This window comes from Sphingobacterium sp. UBA3549 (assembly GCF_002376635.1).
Taxonomy (GTDB): Bacteria; Bacteroidota; Bacteroidia; order Sphingobacteriales; family Sphingobacteriaceae; genus Sphingobacterium.
This window is the reverse complement of record NZ_DFOE01000002.1, coordinates 201765-222306: the sequence shown is the minus strand read 5'-3', so window position 1 is coordinate 222306 and position 20542 is coordinate 201765. Positions and strand designations below refer to the sequence as shown.

Genomic DNA, 20542 nt, shown 5'->3' with positions numbered 1-20542 from the left:
CATAAATAATCGTTTCGACTAGTTTAGTAGGTATTAATTTGATAATTTAGTTGACAGTTCAGCATCGATTTTCTGTGCTGCAGATTACACACCTAAATATATGATACGGACATTACTGTTATTTACTTGGCTGTTGTTGACGTTTTTTTCTTATGGGCAAAACCAACCCGTAACCTTTCAACGCTATTATTCGAAGGACGGCCTTGCTTCCAATACTATCTATAGCATCTGTCGTGACAGTTATGGTTTTCTTTGGTTGGGAACAGAGGATGGACTTAATCGCTTCGACGGACGTCATTACAATGTATACCGGTATGACGCCAATAAGGAGAATAGTTTAATGGCTAACCATATTTCGGCGTTAAAGGAAGACAGAAAGGGGAGGATATGGATTGGTACGAACGGTGGTGGATTGAGTTATTATGATCGGGAAGCCGACCGAATTCGCTCCTATAATATTACGCCTGATGGTAAATGGGTGAGTACTGCAATCAATTCGATTGACCAGGATGCGAATGGAAATATTTGGATTGCTTCTTACGGTGCTTTATATGTTTTGGATGTAGATAATCTACAAAAGAAGATGGATCCCACCTATAGATACATTTTGGAAACGTTTGCTGGTAAAGTAACGGGTTGCGTATTCCGGGATAGACATAACAATATGTGGGTATCGTCGGAGAACGCAATATTCCGTATATCAGCAAACTTAAAGACCATAAAGCGTTTTGAGGTTCTTTCGGAACAGGATGGTTACGGAAATGGTATTGATATTACTTCCATTGTGGAAGATGATAAAGGCAGGATTTGGATGGGATCTATGCTAGGACTTAAATATTTGACGCCTGGAGATACCGAATTCAAGAAATTTAAATCGGAGGTCGGAAAAGGAGCGTTGAGCAGCCCCCGGGTTTATACCTTGTGCTATAATCAAAAGCAGGAATTATGGATCGGAACGGATAATGGTCTCGATGTATTGAATACCAATAATTTTACCGTTCGGACCTTCAAGCCGGACCCAAGTAATGTCCATAGCCTTTCTCATAAATCGATACGGTCGATTTGTATGGATAGCAGCGGGATCTATTGGATTGGTACTTTTCAGGGTGGCTTAAATAAGTTTGATACCAATTTAAGCCAGTTTAGCTTAAAAAGTCTTGACTTTTTGGAAGGAAGGAATGGCGATCCGGCCATCGTAACCTCGTTTGCTGCTTATCAAAATAAGATCTTTTTGGGAGTTGATGGTGGTGGTATTTGGAAATATGATCGAACAGCTGATCGATTGTCACCTTTTACACTTTCTGCTAGCCTGCCTAAAGATCTTACGGTACTAGCCTTGGAAAGAAAGCTCGATCAACTTTGGATCGGTACTTATCAGCAAGGGGTGGTTTGTTATGATTTCAATTCTGGAAATGTCAAACGATACACCGTTGGCAATAGGACAGACAACTTAAATAATAACGACATCTTTTGTTTAAAAGTTGACTTCCGGGGAGACACCTGGGTTGGGACAAATGGAGGTGGTATAAACATCATCCAAAAGGGAAGCGGGATTGTCAAAAAATACAAGCGAGAGGAGCCGTCAGATGATGGGATCGAGTTGCCTGGGAATTTTATACGTGCGCTGGCGGAAGATGAAGAACATAACATGTGGATAGGTACCTATGGATCGGGTCTAGTGATGTACGACCCTATTAAACGACATACTATAACTTATGATAAAGCAAAAAGTAAGCTTCCAAGCAATTATATATTAGCTGTACATACCGATAAAAAGGGCAATTTGTGGGTCGGAACAAATGGAAATGGGGTGGGTTTGCTACGAAAAGGGAAGACATTGTTTGAGACTCTTTCCGAGAAAGATGGTTTACTGAATGGCGCGATCCAGAGTATTATTGAAGACGATATGGGGCGGATTTGGTTTTCGACTAATAAAGGATTGAGTTGTTACTCTCTGACAAATAATAAGTTTAAAAACTATTCAAATGCCGTAGGATTACAAGAAGGGGCTTTTATGCTTGGAGCATCGTTGAAAACAGATGATGGTGAAATTTACTTTGGCGGTCAGAAGGGTTTTAACCATTTTTATCCTGCTCATTTAAAAACGAATAGTAATCCTGCCAGGGTCGCACTAACGGATCTAAAAATTGACAATGTGATTATTCAACCTTCAGACAAAGGTCCAATACAACAGTCGCTCCTGACTGCGGATCGTATCAACCTGAAGTATAAGCAGAATTTTTCCATTTCTTTTGCTGCGCTGAACCTCACCGTGCCCGAAGATAACCAATATGAGTACCGCCTTGTCGGTTTTGACAAAAACTGGATTCGAAACGGAAAGGAAAACAGCGCCTATTACACTAATTTAGATCCTGGAGATTATGTCTTTGAGGTACGTGCAAGTAACAATGATGGCATTTGGAACAGGGAAATTAAATCGATAGCTATTCACGTTGCACCACCTTTTTGGCGAACAATTTATGCTTATTTATTTTATGTGTTTGCCTTTGCTGGGGTACTTTTGTCTATCAGGCATCGAGGAATTCAAAAGTTAAAGCAAAAATTTGCGCTGGAGCAGGAACGTATTCAGGCGAGGCAGCTTATTGAACAGCAAAAAAGAGATGCTGAGACCAAACATCAGTTGGATGCGATGAAGATCAGGTTTTTAACCAATTTGAGTCATGAATTTCGCACACCAATCTCTTTAATCATGGGACCCATCGATGCGTTATTGGCCAAAAGTAAAGATAACAAACTGGGCGATCAGCTTAATTTGATCAGCCGCAACGCCCGCCGGCTATTGAATTTGGTCAATCAGTTGCTCGATTTTCGTAAAATGGAATACCATGAGCTAAAATTGCAGGACGAGGATGGTGAATTGGTGTCGTTTGTACAGGAAGTATACCGCTCCTTTCAGGACATGGCTTTACAAAAAGGTATAGATTATTCCTTTGTTCCCTGTCAGGAAAAATTGTATTGCCGTTTTGACCGCAATAAGATTGAACGTATTTTATTTAATTTAATTTATAATGCCTTTAAATTTACAAAAAAGGGCGGGGATATCGCCGTAAGTATAACAATGGCAAATATGGTCGACAAAAAGCTTCATGTCAATCTTGAAGTTCGTGACACAGGTATCGGTGTTCCGGAGGAGCTTCAAAAGTCCATATTTGAAAGCTTTTTCCAATACGATAATGAGGGTAAAGTGGCAAGTCAAGGTTCTGGAATTGGGCTATCGATTGCCCAATCATTTGTTCAGATGTACCGTGGTGAGATTTCTGTAGACAGCCAACCGGGCAGCGGCAGTGTCTTTAAATTTGATCTGTGGTTGGATCAGGCTGAACCGCAATATGAAGAGGTGCCCGATTGTGAAGCGATAACGGCGGTACAGCCAACTGAACTTAGGCAGAGCCCACTAGTACTGATTATTGAAGACGATGAAGATTTTAGGTATTATCTCTACGAGTCCTTAAAAGAGCATTATCAGATCATTGAAGCTACGAACGGGAAGGACGGCTGGCAAAAGGCGCTTTTTCATCATCCCGATCTCGTGGTGAGCGATGTTCAGATGCCTTATATGAATGGTATGGAATTTTCTCAGAAGCTTGCCCAGGATAAACGGACAAAACATATCCCGGTCGTTTTACTGACTGCTTCACATGTCGATAATGGACTTGTCTGTGGCCTTGAGTCGGGAGCAGTCGGTTACCTGACTAAGCCGTTTGATATGGATGTACTAGTCGCTAAGGTTAATAGCTTGTTGCAGCTAAATCAGGCGTTCAAGGAAGTCTATAGTAAACAGGTATCTATTTTGGCGCCCGAAGTCACTATAGAATCCGAAAAGGATAAATTTTTACAAAAGGTACTCAAGTATGTCCACGATAATGTTGACAATCCACAATTATCGGTGGAAGCGTTAAGTGCTCATACGTTGATGAGCAGAGCCTCCCTGTATAACAAATTATTGGAACTTACGGGTATGTCACCCGTAGATTTTATCCGTTCAGTAAAATTAGAAAAGGCTGCGAGCCTGTTAGAGAAAAGTGATAAGTCTATTTCTGAAATTGCCTATGAAACGGGATTTGCCAATCCAAACTATTTTACAAAAGTCTTCAAAGCGAAGTATCAGATGACGCCGAGTGAATATATTCAATCGCAGAAAAGCGCGTCTGTGTGAGCGGTATATAATAGTTGTTTAAAAGGTTGTGTTAGATTACTTTTTTAGAAGGGTATGCTGTTTTAAACATTTTTACCCTTCTTTTTTTTATTTGTTGCAATCCTATCTACCTGAAAACAATAGTTTTGTCTTATAACCAATCGCTAGGGAGCTAGCGAATACAAAACTAATCAACTAAAAAAAATGAAATTTTTTATCGATACAGCAAGTCTCAGTGAGATTCGCTTGGCTCAGAATTTAGGTGTCCTAGATGGTGTAACGACCAACCCTTCGCTGATGGCAAAAGAGGGAATTGCAGGAACGGTTCATGTTCACGCACATTACAAAGCTATCTGTGATATTGTAGACGGTGATGTAAGTGCTGAAGTGATCTCAACTGATTACAGTTCAATGATTGAAGAGGGTATGCTCTTGGCGGCTTTAGACAATAAGATTGTGGTTAAGGTCCCGATGACCGAAGACGGTATTAAAGCTATCAAATATTTTAGTACTAAGGGAATTAAGACCAACTGTACCTTGGTATTTTCAGCTGGTCAGGCGCTCTTAGCCGCTAAAGCCGGAGCAACCTATGTATCACCTTTTGTGGGCAGGCTGGATGATATATCTGTCGATGGGCTGGCACTGATCCGCGAAATACGGACGATATTTGATAATTACGCTTTCCCAACCCAGATTCTTGCGGCTTCGGTACGCCACAGTGCGCATATTCTGGGTTGTGCCAAAATAGGCGCAGATGTGATGACAGGGCCCTTGCAGGCGATCTTTTCACTATTAAAACACCCGTTAACGGATAGTGGACTAGCGCAATTTTTAGCTGATCATAAACGCGTTGCTGCGCAAAGTAACAATTGAGATGGTCATGACAAAACATAGTATACATAATTTAGAAGCTATTGTTAAGCAGGTACGGAGAGATATAATCCGAATGGTGCATGGATGCCAGTCAGGACATCCTGGGGGATCGTTGGGTTGTACCGAATTGTTGGTGTGCCTATACTTTGAGTTGATGCAGCGAAACGACCATTTTGACTTGGACGGCATAGGAGAGGATCTATTTTTCCTTTCCAATGGACATATATCTCCCGTTTTTTACAGTGTTCTTGCACGGGCAGATTATTTTCCGGTAGATGAACTTTCCACCTTCAGAAAACTCAATTCACGCCTTCAGGGACACCCCACGACGCATGAAGGACTTCCTGGTATTCGTGTTGCTTCAGGGTCTTTAGGACAGGGGCTTTCTGTCGCTATTGGTGCTGCACAGGCTAAAAAGCTAAACCATGACAATCATTTAGTTTATGCATTGATGGGGGATGGCGAATTACAGGAAGGCCAAGTATGGGAAGCGGCTATGTATGCCGCGCATAACAAAATGGACAATTTGATTGCCATTGTAGATTACAATGGCGCTCAGATTGATGGCGCTACCAATGATGTGCTTTCGCTGGGCGATCTACCGCGAAAATGGATGGCATTTGGCTGGACCGTTATTGAAATTATGCGAGGAAATGATATTGAATCGGTGATTTCGGGACTTCGAAAAGCTCAAGCTTCAATTGGCGTAGGCATGCCAGTAATGGTGTTGTTACATACGGAAATGGGGAATGGCGTCGACTTTATGATGGGTTCACATAAATGGCATGGCATTGCTCCCAACGATGAGCAACTAAGCTTGGCCTTAAATCAGAATGCAGAAACATTGGGGGATTATATCGCTTAATACGCAAAGGATTTTGAAATAGATTAACATGAAAAAATATACATATACAGAGTCGAAAGACACGCGTTCGGGATTTGGAGCCGGTTTGCTTGAAGCAGGAAAGCAGGACGAAAATGTGGTCGCACTATGTGCCGACCTGATCGGTTCGCTAAAAATGAACGATTTTATCAAAGCCTTTCCTGAACGCTTTTTTCAGATAGGGATTGCAGAGGCAAATATGATGGGAATCGCGGCTGGACTTACCATCGGTGGAAAAATACCTTTCACAGGAACGTTTGCTAATTTTTCAACAGGGCGAGTATACGACCAAATTCGGCAATCAATTGCTTATTCGGATAAAAATGTAAAAATAGCAGCTTCACATGCTGGTCTGACGTTGGGTGAAGATGGGGCGACCCATCAGATATTGGAAGATATCGGATTGATGAAAATGCTTCCTGGAATGACTGTTATCAATCCTTGCGATTATAACCAGACGAAGGCCGCGACACTAGCTGCTGCTAAACATAAGGGGCCAGTTTACCTGCGATTTGGTCGTCCCGTGGTGCCGGTTTTTACGCCCGAAGATCAGGAATTTGTGATTGGTGAAGCCGTGATGCTGAATCCAGGCACCGCAGTGACTATATTGGCGACAGGGCATCTTGTGTGGGAAGCCATCCGTGCGGGCGAAGAGTTGGAAACTTTGGGTATTGACGCCGAGATCATTAATATCCATACCATCAAACCTTTGGATGAACATGCCATACTGAATTCTATTGCTAAAACCGGCTGTGTCGTTACCGCTGAAGAACATAACCGTATCGGTGGACTTGGCGATAGTGTCGCACAATTGCTGACAAAGAAAATGCCGAGGCCGCAGGAATATGTGGCTGTGAATGATAGCTTCGGTGAATCGGGGCCACCGAGTGCATTGATGGATAAATATGGCCTGAATGCAGACGCAATCGTAGCAGCTGCGCTGCGGGTACTTAAAAGGAAAGAGATGTAAATCAATTATAATATGAAAAAGATAATTTGCACACTATTGTGTGTTTTCTCCGTCAGTTTAATCGCTCAAGCTCAGCAGGCTGCTCCACAAGGATTTGATCTTGAGCGAGCATTGGGCTCAACTGGAAAAATAGATTCCATAGTTTATCCTTCAAAAACTGTTGGGGTAATGAGAAAAGCCTTAATCTATACGCCGCCTGGATATAATGCTGCAAAAAAATATCCTGTAATGTACTTGCTGCATGGAATAGGTGGGGATGAAAGGGAATGGTTCAGACATGGAACCCCGCAGGTTATTTTCGATAATCTATATGCCGAGGGAAAAATGGAACCCATGCTGGTGATTATGCCGAATGGCCGCGCTATGCAGGATGATCGAGCTGGTGGTAATGTGATGGCACCTGATCGGGTTGCAGCGTTTTCGACTTTTGAACAAGATCTTCTCAATGACCTTATTCCCTATGTTGAAAATCAGTTTCCCGTTATCAAAGATCGCGAACACCGTGCGATTTTTGGATTATCGATGGGGGGCGGTCAGTCGCTGAATTTTGGACTGGCTCATATGGACACGTTCGCTTGGGTAGGAGGCTTTTCTTCTGCACCCAATACGAAGATGCCACAAGATTTACTCCCTAATCCACAAGAAGCTAAAGACAAACTAAAACTACTGTGGATATCCTGTGGTGATCAGGATGGCTTGCTTCATATTAGTAAACGTACGCACGAATACCTTTCGCAAAATGGGGTGCCTCATATTTATTATCTGGAGCCTGGAGGACATGATTTCAATGTGTGGAAAAATGACCTTTATAATGTTTCGCAATTGCTATTTAAAAATAAAAAATAAATCCCCTTTTAAGTAGGAATAAACTAGTACGCATTTTGCCTGTCTGGGTTTAACGTGGATAAGACTGAGGTTTAAGTCCGAAACGGTAAAAATTAGGATTAAGAGAAATGATTGAAAACCTTATTTGGAAGCATATCATCACATTCATTGGAATCGTAACATTGCATACAACACTTTTGTTTGCGCAAAAGCAGTCGGCTTTAACCCTATGGTATGATCGGCCGGCAGACGAAAAGATATGGGAGCAAGCCTTACCGCTAGGAAATGGTCGGTTGGGTACTATGTTTTATGGAATTCCATCGTGTGAACGCCTGCAGCTCAATGAGGAAACTATTTGGGCGGGTGGCCCTTATCGGAACGATAACCCGAAAGGCAGTGGGGCATTAAAAACTATTCAGGATTATATATTTGATGGGAAATCAGCTGAAGCTGAAAAGCTTGCAAATGAAACTTTCTTTACAAAGACCCATGGTATGCCTTATCAAACTGCCGGCAATATTCTGTTGCGATTTCCGGGGCATGATAACTATCAGGACTATTATCGTGAATTGGATATCGAGCACGCTGTAGCGCGTTCTCATTATACAGTAGATGGAGTAAAATATACGAGGGAGGTTTTCACTTCCTTTGCTGATGATGTGATCGTAATGCAGATCCGATCGAGCATGAAAGGGAAACTTAACTGCACCTTGGCGTATGAGAATGAGTCGAAGCATACTATTTTTAAGAGCGGTGATCGACTTGTTTTGGAAGGACGAGGTACTGATCATGAAGGTGTTAAAGGGGAGGTTGTTTATCAGATCCATACCGGAGTAAACCTTACGGATGGAGAGCTAGTTGTGGATGACGAATCGATTACTATAAAAGATGCCACTTCCATTCGTCTTTATATTTCAATGGCGAGTAATTTCAAAAATTATAAACAGTTGGGATCGGATCCCTCCAAGGGGGCTACGGAAAGGTTGCAAAAAGCGATGAGAAAGGATTATCAGTTAGCTTTTCAGCAGCATAAAACCGCTTACAATAAGCAGTTTAACCTTTTTCAACTGCATTTGGGCAGCGTCAACGACGAACAGCAACAGCCTATTTCAACACGAATTGCTAATTTTGCCCATACGCAGGATCCAGCGCTAGTTACCCTATTGGCTCAATTCGGCCGATATTTACTTATCTGTTCTTCGCAGCCAGGTGGTCAACCTGCTAACTTACAAGGCATCTGGAACCCCTCCATGCAGCCCGCTTGGGACAGTAAATATACGATCAATATCAATACGGAAATGAACTATTGGCCTGCGAATGTAACTAACCTGTCAGGAACCCTTCAGCCATTATTTTCCATGATTAAAGAACTCAGTGAAAGTGGAAAAGAGACGGCAAAAACATTGTATAATGCATCCGGTTGGGTAGCTCATCATAATACAGATATTTGGCGTGTGACGAGTCCTATTGATTTTGCGGCAGCTGGAATGTGGCCCAGTGGGGGGCTGTGGTTGTCGCAACATGTATGGGAGCATTACCTTTTTACGGGAGATCGTTTTTTTTTAAAGCAATATTACCCCGCTATGAAAGGCGCTTGTGATTTTCTTTTGTCTACACTTATAGTGCATCGTGGATATCCAGATCAGCAGTGGCTTGTTTTGAGTCCTTCAATTTCGCCCGAACAAGGTCCACTCGCTGCCGGAGTGACGATGGATAACCAGCTGTGTTATGACATGCTCATGCGTACCGCTTTGGCTGCAGAAGTTTTGGGTATCGATTCTAGTTACAGGGATACATTGCTAACTACGGCTTGCCGTATTCCACCGATGCATATCGGTCGATATAACCAGCTACAAGAATGGATGGAAGATGTGGACGATCCGCAAAATCAACATCGGCATATTTCACACCTATATGGATTATTTCCAGGGAGCCAAATTTCACCTTTTGGCACACCTGAATTGTTTGAAGCAGCCCGTAATTCATTGATTTATCGCGGGGATTTCGCAACAGGATGGTCGATCGGCTGGAAAATAAACTTATGGACCCGCCTTTTGGATGGAAACCATGCGTACGAAATTATAAAAAATATGCTAACCCTTTCTGATGAAAAGCATCCAGAGGGACGTACCTATCCTAATCTTTTTACAGCACATCCTCCATTTCAGATAGATGGTAATTTTGGGCTAACAGCAGGTGTGGCAGAAATGCTGGTCCAAAGTCACGATGGTGCTGTGCATCTCCTGCCAGCAATTCCCGATCGGTGGGGCGAGGGATGGGTAAAAGGCATAAAGGCGCGTGGCGGATTTGAAATTGAAATGCAGTGGAAAGAAGGAAAGATAAAGGAAGTGAGGGTATTTTCTACCGTAGGGGGCAATTTGCGGCTTCGTGCAGCTTCGGCGTTGGAAGGGCCTGGAATTCAGATCGCAAAAGGTCATCAGCGCAATGCGCTGCTCGCTCCAATGCGAACACCAAAACCTATCCAGTCAGCTGAATCACATCTGAAAGGAATTAAATTACCTCACTATTACGAATACGATGTGCTGACCATGCCAGGAAAATACTACACTTTAACGGCTGACTGAATTAATGTGACCATTTAATCATTTTACTATGTTAAGAATGAAAATTAGTGCTTTTGTCTTCTGCTTTATGATCCTGTTTTTGGATTCATTAGCGCAGCAAGCCCGTAATCCAATCATCTTTGCCGATGTACCCGATATGTCCATGATACGCGTTGGTGATACCTATTACATGAGTAGCACCACCATGCACATGAACCCCGGGGTTCCGATAATGAAATCCAAAGATCTAGTCAATTGGACCTTGGTTAATTATGTGTATGATCGTCTTGGAGATCAGGATGAGCTCAATTTGTCGAATCAGAAGAATGCCTATGGGCACGGTTCCTGGGCAAGCAGTTTACGCTTTCATGATGGACAGTACTATGTAAGTACATTTTCTTCCAATACAGGTAAAACACATGTCTATCGCACGGCAGATATTGAGGGGGGAACTTGGGTTTCTACCGAGTTTAGGCCGATGATGCACGATCATAGTTTATTCTTTGACCAAGGAAAAATTTATATGATCTGGGGTAGCGGACAGATCCATATTGCCGAATTGTCGCCCGACTTTTCAGGTATTAAAGCTGGGACAGAACGCGTGTTATTAGATGATGCTTCTTTACCTGCTAAACCTAAAGAAGGTAAAGTGGGTTTACCGGCTGAGGGGTCCCAAATGTTTAAGATCAATGGCTTTTATTACCTTTTTAATATTTCATGGCCAGCTGGAGGAATGCGCACGGTGATTGTCCATCGGGCAAGTCAACTGGAAGGTCCGTATGAAGGGAAAGTGGTTTTGCAGGATCAAGGTGTGGCCCAGGGGGGGCTGATTGATATGCCCGAAGGAAAATGGTATGCGTATCTTTTTCAGGATTATGGTGCTGTAGGACGTATTCCATTTTTGGTCCCTGTCATATGGGAAGATGGATGGCCCGTGCTCGGTATCGGCGGAAAAGTGCCGACTACCTTAAATCTTCCTGCAAATAAAAGTTTAATTCCCGGAATCGTTAACTCCGATGATTTTGACCGGAAACATGGAGATGCGGCTCTTCCACTGGTGTGGCAGTGGAACCATAATCCAGACAATAATCTATGGTCTGTAACAGCGCGAACGGGCTTTTTGAGAATGCATACTGGCGATCGCACCGACGATTTTCTCTCGGCCAAAAACACCCTCACCCAGCGTACCATCGGGCCGACTTGCAGTGCCGCTATTGCTATAGAGGTTGCTAACATGAAAGATGGTGATTTTGCGGGCCTATCGCTATTGCAAAAAAATTATGGGTTAGTTGGTGTCCGTATGGAAGGAAATACAAAATCATTGGTGATGATCAATGCGACGACAGGCGTACCGCAAGAGGTGGCCAAGGTTGGCCTTAAACAGCAGCGCATCTATCTTAAAGCAAGCTGTGACTTTACAAACAAAAGAGATCTCGCTCAATTTTTTTATAGTACCGATGGGCGCAATTGGAACAGGATAGGTAATGAGTTAAAAATGAGTTATACCATTCCTCATTTTATGGGCTATCGGTTCGGACTATTCAACTATGCAGCTAAATCCGCTGGTGGTTATGTAGATTTTGATTATTTCCATTTGACAAATTAAGATGATATGATGAAACGTTTTTTTATACAATCCCAATTCGGATTTTTGCTCCTATTCTTCGTCATGGTGGGTAAATTAAGGGCACAAAACCCCATTGTGCAGACTGCTTATACTGCGGATCCAGCCCCTTTGGTGTATAACAACCGACTCTATCTGTATACTACACAGGATGAGGAAGAATCCACCTGGTTTAACATGAACAATTGGCGTGTGTATTCAACCGATGATATGGTGAATTGGACCGATCACGGTGCAATTCTTTCTTATACAGATTTTGAATGGGCAAAAGGGGATGCTTGGGCGGCGCAATGTGTTGAAAAAAATGGTAAATTTTATCTTTATGTACCTGTTATTTCCAAAGTGAACAATCGAGGTGCGATCGGCGTCGCTGTCGGAGATAGCCCATTGGGACCATTTTATGATCCTCTGGGAAAACCATTATTGCAAACTGAATGGGGAGATATCGATCCTACTGTGTTTATTGATGATGACGGCCAAGCTCATATGTATTGGGGTAACCCCCAGCTGAAATATGTTAAGCTAAATGAAGATATGATCTCCTATAAAGGTGATATTGTTGAGGTTCCGATGACTGCAGCATCGTTCGGAAAGAGGGAGGGCGACCCGAAGCGACCTACGACCTATGAGGAAGGGCCTTGGTTGTATAAAAGAAATAGTTTGTATTATCTTTTTTGGCCGGGAGGTCCTTTGCCTGAATTTATTGGTTATTCCACAAGCGATAAAGCCGAGGGACCTTGGAAGTACGGGGGTATAATCATGCCTGCGCAAGGAAAAGCATTCACAAATCATCCTGGCATTGTCGATTTTAAAGGAAAAACCTATTTCTTTTACCATAATGGGGCCTTACCTGGAGGGGGGGGCTTTACGCGATCTGTCGCTGTTCAGGAACTGAATTTTAATCCAGACGGCAGTATCGATCCAATGAAAATGACGACTGGAATTACTCATGCGACCGGCAAAGTGAATCCCTATGAACTTCATCAGGCTGAAACGATCGCTTGGTCCGAACACGTTAAATCCTACCAAAATAAAAAGGTGGGTGTTTTTATAAAGGCAAAAAAAGATGGAGCTTTCACCTGTGTGAAGAATGTTGACTTTGGCGCGGATGGAGCGCGTAATTTTTTTGCACGGGTAGGAACTACTCATAATGGAGGTATCCGTATGGAAGTACGCTCGGGAGCGCTTGATGGAGCGTTGTTAGCTACGATACAGGTGCCGATGACGGGGGGAGATGACAGATGGACTACAGTTGAGACTGCACTGTCGGATAAAGTATCGGGACTACACGATCTATATTTTGTTTTTAAAGGTAAGGCACCATCAAATATCCTGTTTTTCGATTGCTGGAAATTTGGGAGGTAAGATAGTAACTTGACGCAAAGTAATTTGAGCCAATAGAAAAAATGCAACAGCATACAAGATAACTCAGCAATTTAAGAAAAATTAATTTACTCAATTTATGAAGGGACTAAATATTGTCTTAAAAAAACGGACAATGGTATTTTTATTATCCGTTACAGGAATTTTATCAGCAGCAACAGCCCTTGGGCAGCAGCAAAACCACCTCAACGATCCTAGTAAGGGGTTTGTGCACCAGTCTATAGGAAATCCTTACCTACCGCTATGGGAGCATCTTCCGGATGGCGAACCCCGTGTTTTCGAAGATCCTGACCAGCCTGGGAAATATCGTGCTTACATCATTGGTTCCCACGACTTACGTTTTAGCAGTTATTGTGGGCCTGACATTAGAATGTGGTCAGCTCCCATTGAGAATTTGAGCAGCTGGCGGGACGAGGGAGCTATTTTTACATACGCGATCGATGGTAAATGGGATGTGATGTACGCGCCAGATCTTGTAGAGGTTAAGCGAAAAGATGGAAAAAAGGATTATTACTTGTTTCCCCATAGCAGGGGTGAGGGCCGTGAAGCGATGGTTGTTAAAGGTGACAGGCCTAATGGTCCCTTTAAACCTGTCAATCTGACTGAAGATGGCAAGCGTACTTTACCTGGAAGTATCTTAGGATTTGATCCTGCAATTTATATCGAATACGTTACGGACCCTCAAGATCCTGATTTTGACATTGGATTCCGGGCATATGGTTTTTGGGGATTCCAACGTTCTATGGCTGCACAACTGGATCAGAAAACAATGTATTCGTTGAGGCCTGGTACGGAGGTGATCAATTATTTATTGCCGGCAAGTGCGCGATATGGCGAATTACGCGACCCAAAAGGAACTTCCTATCCTAATATTTTCGAAGGTGAGGATTTGGGAACCTTTAATTTTTTTGAAGCATCATCCATTCGTAAAGTGGGAAACAAGTATGTTTCGGTATATAGTGGTTACTCCGGCCCGGAATATGGCGTAGGAAGTTCAAATTCCACTTTGCGCTATGCGGTAGCAGACTCACCACTAGGACCATGGAAGAGCGGCGGCGTTTTAGTCGATTCACGTGCTCCAGTCTTAAACAAGGACGGATCTGCTATTGAAACGAGCAATGCAGGTCATAACACACATGGTAGTATCGAACTGATCAATGGACAATGGTATGTATTTTACCATAGACCACCGCGTGGATTTGGCTTTGCACGTCAGGCGGTGGTTGAACCTATCAAAGTATCTTGGGATGAGAAAAGTGTTAAAGATGGCGGAATGGTGTCCCTAAGAGCGTTTGACCCTTTTCAAGAGAATTTGACTATTAAAGATAAACAGGGCAAAGAGTATAAAGGTGCAGAGGTGACATCGGAAGGATTTCATTTTTATGGATTAAATCCCTATCAGTATTATTCGGCTGGATATGCTTGCTACCTGTCTGATATCAGTTTGCAACAGGATTCATGGGATGTATGGGATAATCATATGCCGGTGACAAATATGAAAAACGGAAATATTGCAGGTTTTAAATATTTCGGATTTGGAGGTTTAGATCAGGATAAGTTTGGATTGAAAGCTTTTGAGGGAACCAAAATTGGAAATCAAACTGCTTTCAATGTGTTTATTACACCAAAAACAAAAGCTGCATTTAAGGTCAACGTATGGTTAGATGGCCCTTGGGATAACGAAACCTGGAAAGGTAAACGAATTGCCCAAATTTCTGTTCCGGCGAATTCTGCTGCTGAAGTCAAGCAATTCACGGTCGACGTCTCCAAATTTGTAGATCAATTGGACGGTAAACACGCGTTATTTTTAGTTGCTGAGGGTGAGGAAGGAAAGCCGCTTTTCGATTTTATAGGCCTAGGATTTAGTTCAAAAGATAAAAAAATTGAACGTCCAATACCACCTTCGGTCACCATTACAGTAAATGGGACCAAACTAGCTTTGCCATCCATTCCTGTACGATCTACGGATCAGAACGGTATTATTGGTTATCATGTTTATGAAGTTTCCTTTCCGATGGAAGCAAAAAGTAAAAACATTCCTTTGGTAAAAGCGACCGCCGATAATCCTGAAGTTAAGATTAAAGTGAATCAAGCCACTTCGCCGACGGATTACGCTCAAGTTGATTGCCTTTATAGGGGGCAAACAAAAAGCTATGTGGTAAAATATACTACGAATTAAACGGTAAAAACTAAGCAGTTTAATAGCAGGTAGAAATGGGCTGTCCAAAAAAAGTTTGGGCAGCCTATATTTTTCAGGCTACGTAATATCTTTGATAATATCATTTCTGCTATCCGCATAGCGACAGTTAGATTTATTTTTAAAGAAGTTCTTTTTTACAGGAAGGGCTCAGTGCTTACGATGAAGATTTTTATCGATTTATTCTTTGTTAAGTTGGTTTTTTAAACATTTTTATTGGAATATAAAACATTTGTAATGGGTAATGGAAAAAAGCTACTTGTAGTTTTACCATTGTAATATAACTAATCGAATAACCAATTATATGGACCAAAATATGACAGAAGTGAAGCCTTTCAGAGGTTTTTACAAGCTTTCAACGAAGCAGCGCGTAGGGTTTGGTGCTGGCGACCTCGCACAGAATCTCATTTACCAGACTGTTTCGATGTATCTACTGATTTTTTATACCAATGTTTATGGGATCTCTGCAGCTTCTGCAGGGGTCATGTTTCTCATTGTTCGAATTGTCGATGTACTATGGGACCCCATCGTAGGCGCATTTGTTGATAAAAGAAATCCCCGCATGGGAAAGTATAGGTCTTATTTGGTGCTGGGAGGAATTCCGCTGACAGGATTTGCAATTTTGTGTTTTTGGAATGGCTTTTCGGGATCTTTAACCTATGCTTATATCACCTATGTTGGTTTATCGATGTTGTACACGTTGGTGAATGTTCCGTATGGTGCTTTAAATGCCTCCTTGACCAGAGATACGGATGAGATTACAAAACTGACATCTACACGTATGTTTATGGCGAACGTGGGGGGACTGGCCGTTGGATATGGTGTACCGCTTGTCGTAAAGTATTTCTCTCCAGATGGAAAGATAAACTCGAAAGATTCTGCCGAAGCCTGGTTTGCAACGATGCTGATCTATGCTTTAGTTGGATTAGTGCTTTTAATCTTTTGCTTTTCACAAACAAAAGAACGTGTCATTATGGATGAGAAGGATACGGATAATGTTCACGTTTCCGACCTGTGGCGAGAATTTAAGCATAATCGCCCTTTGCGTATTTTGGCATTTTTTTTCATTACTGCATTTGCTATGATGGCAATCGGTAACTCGGCAGGATCATACTACATGATTTATAATGTACATGCTCCGGATATGCTACCATATTTTATGGCATTAGGATCTTTGCCTGCTTTTATTTTTATGCCTTTAGTGCCAGCCATCAAACGCGCAATTGGTAAAAAGCAGATGTTCTATGTTTTCTTGACTATTGCAATCCTCGGAATGCTGATGCTATATGTCATTTCATCCAATGAAAACCTCAAGGGGAATATTGTTTTGGTATTGACTGCTCAGTTTATCAAGTCAACCGGAGTAATTGTCGCAACGGGATATATGTGGGCGCTCGTTCCTGAAGTCATTTCCTATGGCGAATATAAAACTGGGAAGCGTATTTCAGGTATTGTCAATGCGCTTACCGGTATTTTTTACAAAGCCGGGATGGCCCTTGGAGGTGTGGTGCCGGGACTGGTGTTGGCATATGTTAACTTTGACAAAGATAATGCAACAGCCCAGTCAGCACGTGCTGAAATGGGAATTCTATGGTTGGTAGCCATTATTCCGGCAATACTCTTGGTAGTGGCTATGTATGTTATTTCCAAATACGAACTGGACGATAAGACTATTGATGCAATCAATCAGGACATAGAGTCTAGACATACTTATTAATTAAAAATAATCATGAAGATGTTAAAAACTATTGTTGTGGCCGTAGCAGCCTTGCTATCAAATCTACCTGCTTCAGCTACCTCGCAAAAACTGAAGGTGGCAACTGATACGTTGACTTTAAAGGATGCATTTGAAGGTAAGTTTTTTATAGGAACGGCTTTAAACCTTGATCAAATCTGGGAGCGGGATGCCGCCGCAGTAGCGGTCGTCAAAAAGCATTTCAATTCCATTGTAGCGGAAAATTGTATGAAAAGTATGTTCCTGCAGCCACAGGAAGGCGTGTTCGATTTTAAAGATGCGGATCGTTTCGTATTGTTTGGCGAAAAGAATAAAATGCAGATTATTGGGCATACGCTCATCTGGCATTCCCAGACACCAGATTGGTTTTTTGTAGATAAAAATGGAAAAGAGGTGTCTCGAGACGTACTTATAGCACGCATGCGGAAGCATATTCATACTGTAGTATCCCGCTATAAAGGACGGGTGCACGGATGGGATGTGGTGAATGAGGCCATATTGGATAATGGAGAATGGCGCAAAAGTAAATTTTACGATATTATTGGTCCTCAGTTTATTGAATTGGCATTTAAATTTGCACATGAGGCAGATCCAAATGCGGAGTTATATTATAACGATTATTCAACCGCCGTTCCAGAAAAAAGAAAAGGCATTATTAAAATGATTCGTCAAGTAAAAGCAGCGGGTGGTCGCGTCAGCGGAATTGGTATGCAAGAGCACAATGCACTGGATAATCCACCTATTGATGAGGTCGAAAAAACTATACTTGGATTTGCGGGACTTGATGCGAAAGTAATGGTTACTGAAATGGATATTTCGGTTTTGCCGCATGCTCGACCTAATATGGGCGCCGAAATTGGAGAGCAATATGCTTATACCAAGGAGATGAATCCATACGAAAAAGGGTTGCCTGCAGCGAAAATGGATGAGTTGGGGAGTCGATACGTAGCGTTTTTTAAGTTATACCTCAAACATAAGGATAAAATATCACGTGTGACGTTGTGGGGTGTTGGTGACGGAGACTCATGGAAGAACGGTTGGCCTATTCCGGGACGTACAGACTATCCATTATTATTTGACCGGAATTATCAGCCTAAGCCCTTTTTAAAAGATATCACTTCATTAACACAAAAAAAAAAGAAATAGTAAGCATGAATAAGAGCAAGTATTTATATCCCAAAGATTATATGGCTGATCCATCAGCACATGTTTTTGAAGATAAAATTTACATTTATCCCTCTCATGATCGAGAAAGTGGAATACCGGAAAATGACAATGGAGACCATTTTGATATGCAGGATTACCACGTATTTTCTCTTGAGGATATTGAGGGGGATGTGGTTGATCATGGTAAGGTGTTAGATGTAAAAGACATTCCTTGGGCTGGTCGTCAGCTTTGGGATTCAGATGTGACTGAGAAAAACGGAACGTACTATATGTATTTTTCCATGAAGGATAAAAATGATGTTTTCAGACTAGGTGTTGCTGTTGCAAGTCAGCCCTATGGGCCATTTATTCCGCAGGAGCATCCAATTAAGGGTAGTTATAGTATTGACCCTTGTGCATTTAAAGATACTAGTGGAGACTATTATCTGTATTTTGGCGGTATCTGGGGGGGGCAGCTCCAATTTTATCGAAATAATAAGATTATATCTCCCAATGAATTGCCTCAAGATCACGAAGATGCTTTGTCTCCAAAAGTTGTCAAGCTGTCTGCTGATATGCTGGAATTTTCGGAAGAGCCAAAGGATCTTGTCATTTTGGATAAAAATGGCACGCCATTGAAACATGGGGACACGGAAAAGCGATTTTTTGAAGCTTCGTGGATGCACAAATATCAAGGGAGATACTATTTTTCCTATTCTACAGGAGATAGTCATTTAATCTGTTATGCCACTGGAGACAATCCATATGGTCCATTTACCTATCAGGGTGTAATTCTATCACCGGTTGTCGGTTGGACCACTCATCATAGTATCTTGGAATTCAAAGGTAAATGGTATCTATTTTATCATGATTCAGTGCCCTCAGGAGGAAAGACCTGGTTGAGAAGCATGAAAGTTATTGAGTTAACATATGATGAGAAAGGTCACATTATACCAATCGATGGATTGTCGTCATAGATGATGTGAAGCACGATTTATCTACTTATTCGGCGTTTGTAACTCATTGGTGTTTCACCTGTGAATTTTTTAAATAGTCGATTAAAGTAAGAGATATTTTCAAAACCTAATTTAAAGCACAATTGTTGGATATTATCTTCATCGATTAACATCATCAATTGTGCTTTTTCTATTTTCTTTTGATTGATGTAATGTACAGGTGTGGCATTCATGTGTTTTTTGAACAGTCGGATAAGGTGATCTTTGGATATAAAAATCAGATTGGCAAGTTGTTCTATAGCGATCGGATGATGGATATTTTCGTCTATGTAATCAAGTACACGCAAGAGTCGTTTTTCCACCTGTGGTATTTTGTTCGTTGCTTCGGCTAGAAATCGGCTCATTAGTAAATGGATGATAGCTTGGTTTTCGGCTGCTCTGGCGATAGGTGACGCCGTTTGCAGCGCCATGTTTTTCATTAATTCTGTTGAATTATCATAACCTTTCGGGTCATACATTTTTAACTCACGACCGGGATTTAAATCGTAGAGATGCTGAATGACTGTTGCTATCAGCTGATCTGATTTGATTTCCTTCGGGAAAGAGTAGCGGTCGAAAATACTCGATCTTAACTCTGGATTTTCATAGATATGGATATAGTAGAGTGATAGTTTAGTGGAACAAGCGTAGCTATGTTGGATATACGCAGGTGTGAGATAGAGATGGCCGGGCCGAAGTTTGATGGTTTCGCCCGTTAAAATTATTGATGCTTCTCCTTCACACACATAGTGTATCCGCGCAAAAGGGCTCTGAATATCTTTGAAATTCCAATTCGCCTGATGTTCCGCATAGCCAATGTTCAATAGTGTAAAATCAAGTTTATTATTTTCGTTATTTATCATTACGCGAAGAAGAAATAGTTAGATACAATATTAGTCGTTTTCTTAAAAAGAATAGCGTTTTTAAAGTGTAAATATCGATAATGTTATAGTTGATTTATCTGTATATAGCGTTTTTTTACATATTTTTCTCTCTTAAACAGTATGTAAGTGTTTGGTATTTAGTTTGCTAATTTTTTATTTTCGTTGCTAGCAGTATGGTAGTGGATCATTGCGCTTGCATCGATATCGTGTTATTTTTTATCGTTAATGGAGTTTCTTTATCCGTTCTATATAATTATTTTTGGCTATACCATAGTATCAAAGATCTCAAGCCAGTAAATCTCTTAAG

Annotated in this window: 13 protein-coding genes; 12 read left to right on the top strand and 1 reads right to left on the bottom strand. The window is 41.7% G+C overall.

The window, feature by feature from the left end; genetic code table 11:
* The first annotated feature begins 100 nt into the window (after positions 1-100).
* From B2W36_RS01845 to B2W36_RS01790, 12 genes are all read left to right on the top strand, one after another.
* Positions 101-4177, top strand: a complete 4077-nt coding sequence (locus B2W36_RS01845; protein ID WP_293886259.1) for a two-component regulator propeller domain-containing protein — start codon at positions 101-103, stop codon at positions 4175-4177.
* A gap of 183 nt (positions 4178-4360) precedes the next feature.
* The gene (gene fsa / locus B2W36_RS01840; RefSeq protein WP_121123024.1) at positions 4361-5029 is read left to right on the top strand and encodes a fructose-6-phosphate aldolase; all 669 of its coding nucleotides are present in this window, start codon (positions 4361-4363) and stop codon (positions 5027-5029) included.
* A 7-nt stretch (positions 5030-5036) separates the two neighbouring features.
* Positions 5037-5894 (top strand): transketolase, encoded by an 858-nt coding sequence (locus B2W36_RS01835; protein WP_293886258.1) that lies wholly within the window; start codon positions 5037-5039, stop codon positions 5892-5894.
* A 28-nt stretch (positions 5895-5922) separates the two neighbouring features.
* Positions 5923-6882, top strand: coding sequence for a transketolase family protein (locus B2W36_RS01830; protein WP_293884980.1), 960 nt, complete (start codon positions 5923-5925; stop codon positions 6880-6882).
* Between the two features lie 12 nt (positions 6883-6894).
* Positions 6895-7728, top strand: a complete 834-nt coding sequence (locus B2W36_RS01825) for an alpha/beta hydrolase (protein ID WP_293886257.1) — start codon at positions 6895-6897, stop codon at positions 7726-7728.
* Positions 7729-7835: 107 nt separating this feature from the next.
* Positions 7836-10292, top strand: coding sequence for a glycoside hydrolase family 95 protein (locus B2W36_RS01820; RefSeq protein ID WP_293886256.1), 2457 nt, complete (start codon positions 7836-7838; stop codon positions 10290-10292).
* A 28-nt stretch (positions 10293-10320) separates the two neighbouring features.
* On the top strand, positions 10321-11877 hold the full coding sequence (locus B2W36_RS01815; protein WP_293886255.1) for a glycoside hydrolase 43 family protein: 1557 nt from the start codon (positions 10321-10323) through the stop codon (positions 11875-11877).
* Positions 11878-11883: 6 nt separating this feature from the next.
* On the top strand, positions 11884-13260 hold the full coding sequence (locus B2W36_RS01810) for a glycoside hydrolase family 43 protein (RefSeq protein WP_293886254.1): 1377 nt from the start codon (positions 11884-11886) through the stop codon (positions 13258-13260).
* Between the two features lie 97 nt (positions 13261-13357).
* On the top strand, positions 13358-15457 hold the full coding sequence (locus B2W36_RS01805; RefSeq protein ID WP_293886253.1) for a hypothetical protein: 2100 nt from the start codon (positions 13358-13360) through the stop codon (positions 15455-15457).
* A 322-nt stretch (positions 15458-15779) separates the two neighbouring features.
* A complete protein-coding gene (locus B2W36_RS01800; protein ID WP_293886252.1) occupies positions 15780-17192 on the top strand; it encodes an MFS transporter in 1413 nt (470 codons plus the stop codon).
* Positions 17193-17204: 12 nt separating this feature from the next.
* Positions 17205-18356, top strand: coding sequence for an endo-1,4-beta-xylanase (locus tag B2W36_RS01795; protein WP_293886251.1), 1152 nt, complete (start codon positions 17205-17207; stop codon positions 18354-18356).
* Positions 18357-18361: 5 nt separating this feature from the next.
* A complete protein-coding gene (locus B2W36_RS01790; RefSeq protein WP_293886250.1) occupies positions 18362-19333 on the top strand; it encodes a glycoside hydrolase family 43 protein in 972 nt (323 codons plus the stop codon).
* 17 nt (positions 19334-19350) lie between these two features.
* Here B2W36_RS01790 and B2W36_RS01785 read toward each other — a convergent pair whose 3' ends face one another.
* Positions 19351-20214: an AraC family transcriptional regulator gene (locus tag B2W36_RS01785; protein WP_293886249.1), complete on the bottom strand. Its 864-nt coding sequence runs from the start codon at positions 20212-20214 to the stop codon at positions 19351-19353.
* Positions 20215-20542: the final 328 nt, after the last annotated feature.

Coding starts and splice junctions, on each gene's coding strand:
- B2W36_RS01845 (WP_293886259.1), top strand. CDS start 101: ATGATACGGACATTACTGTTATTTACTTGGCTGTTGTTGACGTTTTTT.
- fsa (WP_121123024.1), top strand. CDS start 4,361: ATGAAATTTTTTATCGATACAGCAAGTCTCAGTGAGATTCGCTTGGCT.
- B2W36_RS01835 (WP_293886258.1), top strand. CDS start 5,037: ATGACAAAACATAGTATACATAATTTAGAAGCTATTGTTAAGCAGGTA.
- B2W36_RS01830 (WP_293884980.1), top strand. CDS start 5,923: ATGAAAAAATATACATATACAGAGTCGAAAGACACGCGTTCGGGATTT.
- B2W36_RS01825 (WP_293886257.1), top strand. CDS start 6,895: ATGAAAAAGATAATTTGCACACTATTGTGTGTTTTCTCCGTCAGTTTA.
- B2W36_RS01820 (WP_293886256.1), top strand. CDS start 7,836: ATGATTGAAAACCTTATTTGGAAGCATATCATCACATTCATTGGAATC.
- B2W36_RS01815 (WP_293886255.1), top strand. CDS start 10,321: ATGTTAAGAATGAAAATTAGTGCTTTTGTCTTCTGCTTTATGATCCTG.
- B2W36_RS01810 (WP_293886254.1), top strand. CDS start 11,884: ATGATGAAACGTTTTTTTATACAATCCCAATTCGGATTTTTGCTCCTA.
- B2W36_RS01805 (WP_293886253.1), top strand. CDS start 13,358: ATGAAGGGACTAAATATTGTCTTAAAAAAACGGACAATGGTATTTTTA.
- B2W36_RS01800 (WP_293886252.1), top strand. CDS start 15,780: ATGGACCAAAATATGACAGAAGTGAAGCCTTTCAGAGGTTTTTACAAG.
- B2W36_RS01795 (WP_293886251.1), top strand. CDS start 17,205: ATGAAGATGTTAAAAACTATTGTTGTGGCCGTAGCAGCCTTGCTATCA.
- B2W36_RS01790 (WP_293886250.1), top strand. CDS start 18,362: ATGAATAAGAGCAAGTATTTATATCCCAAAGATTATATGGCTGATCCA.
- B2W36_RS01785 (WP_293886249.1), bottom strand. CDS start 20,214: ATGATAAATAACGAAAATAATAAACTTGATTTTACACTATTGAACATT.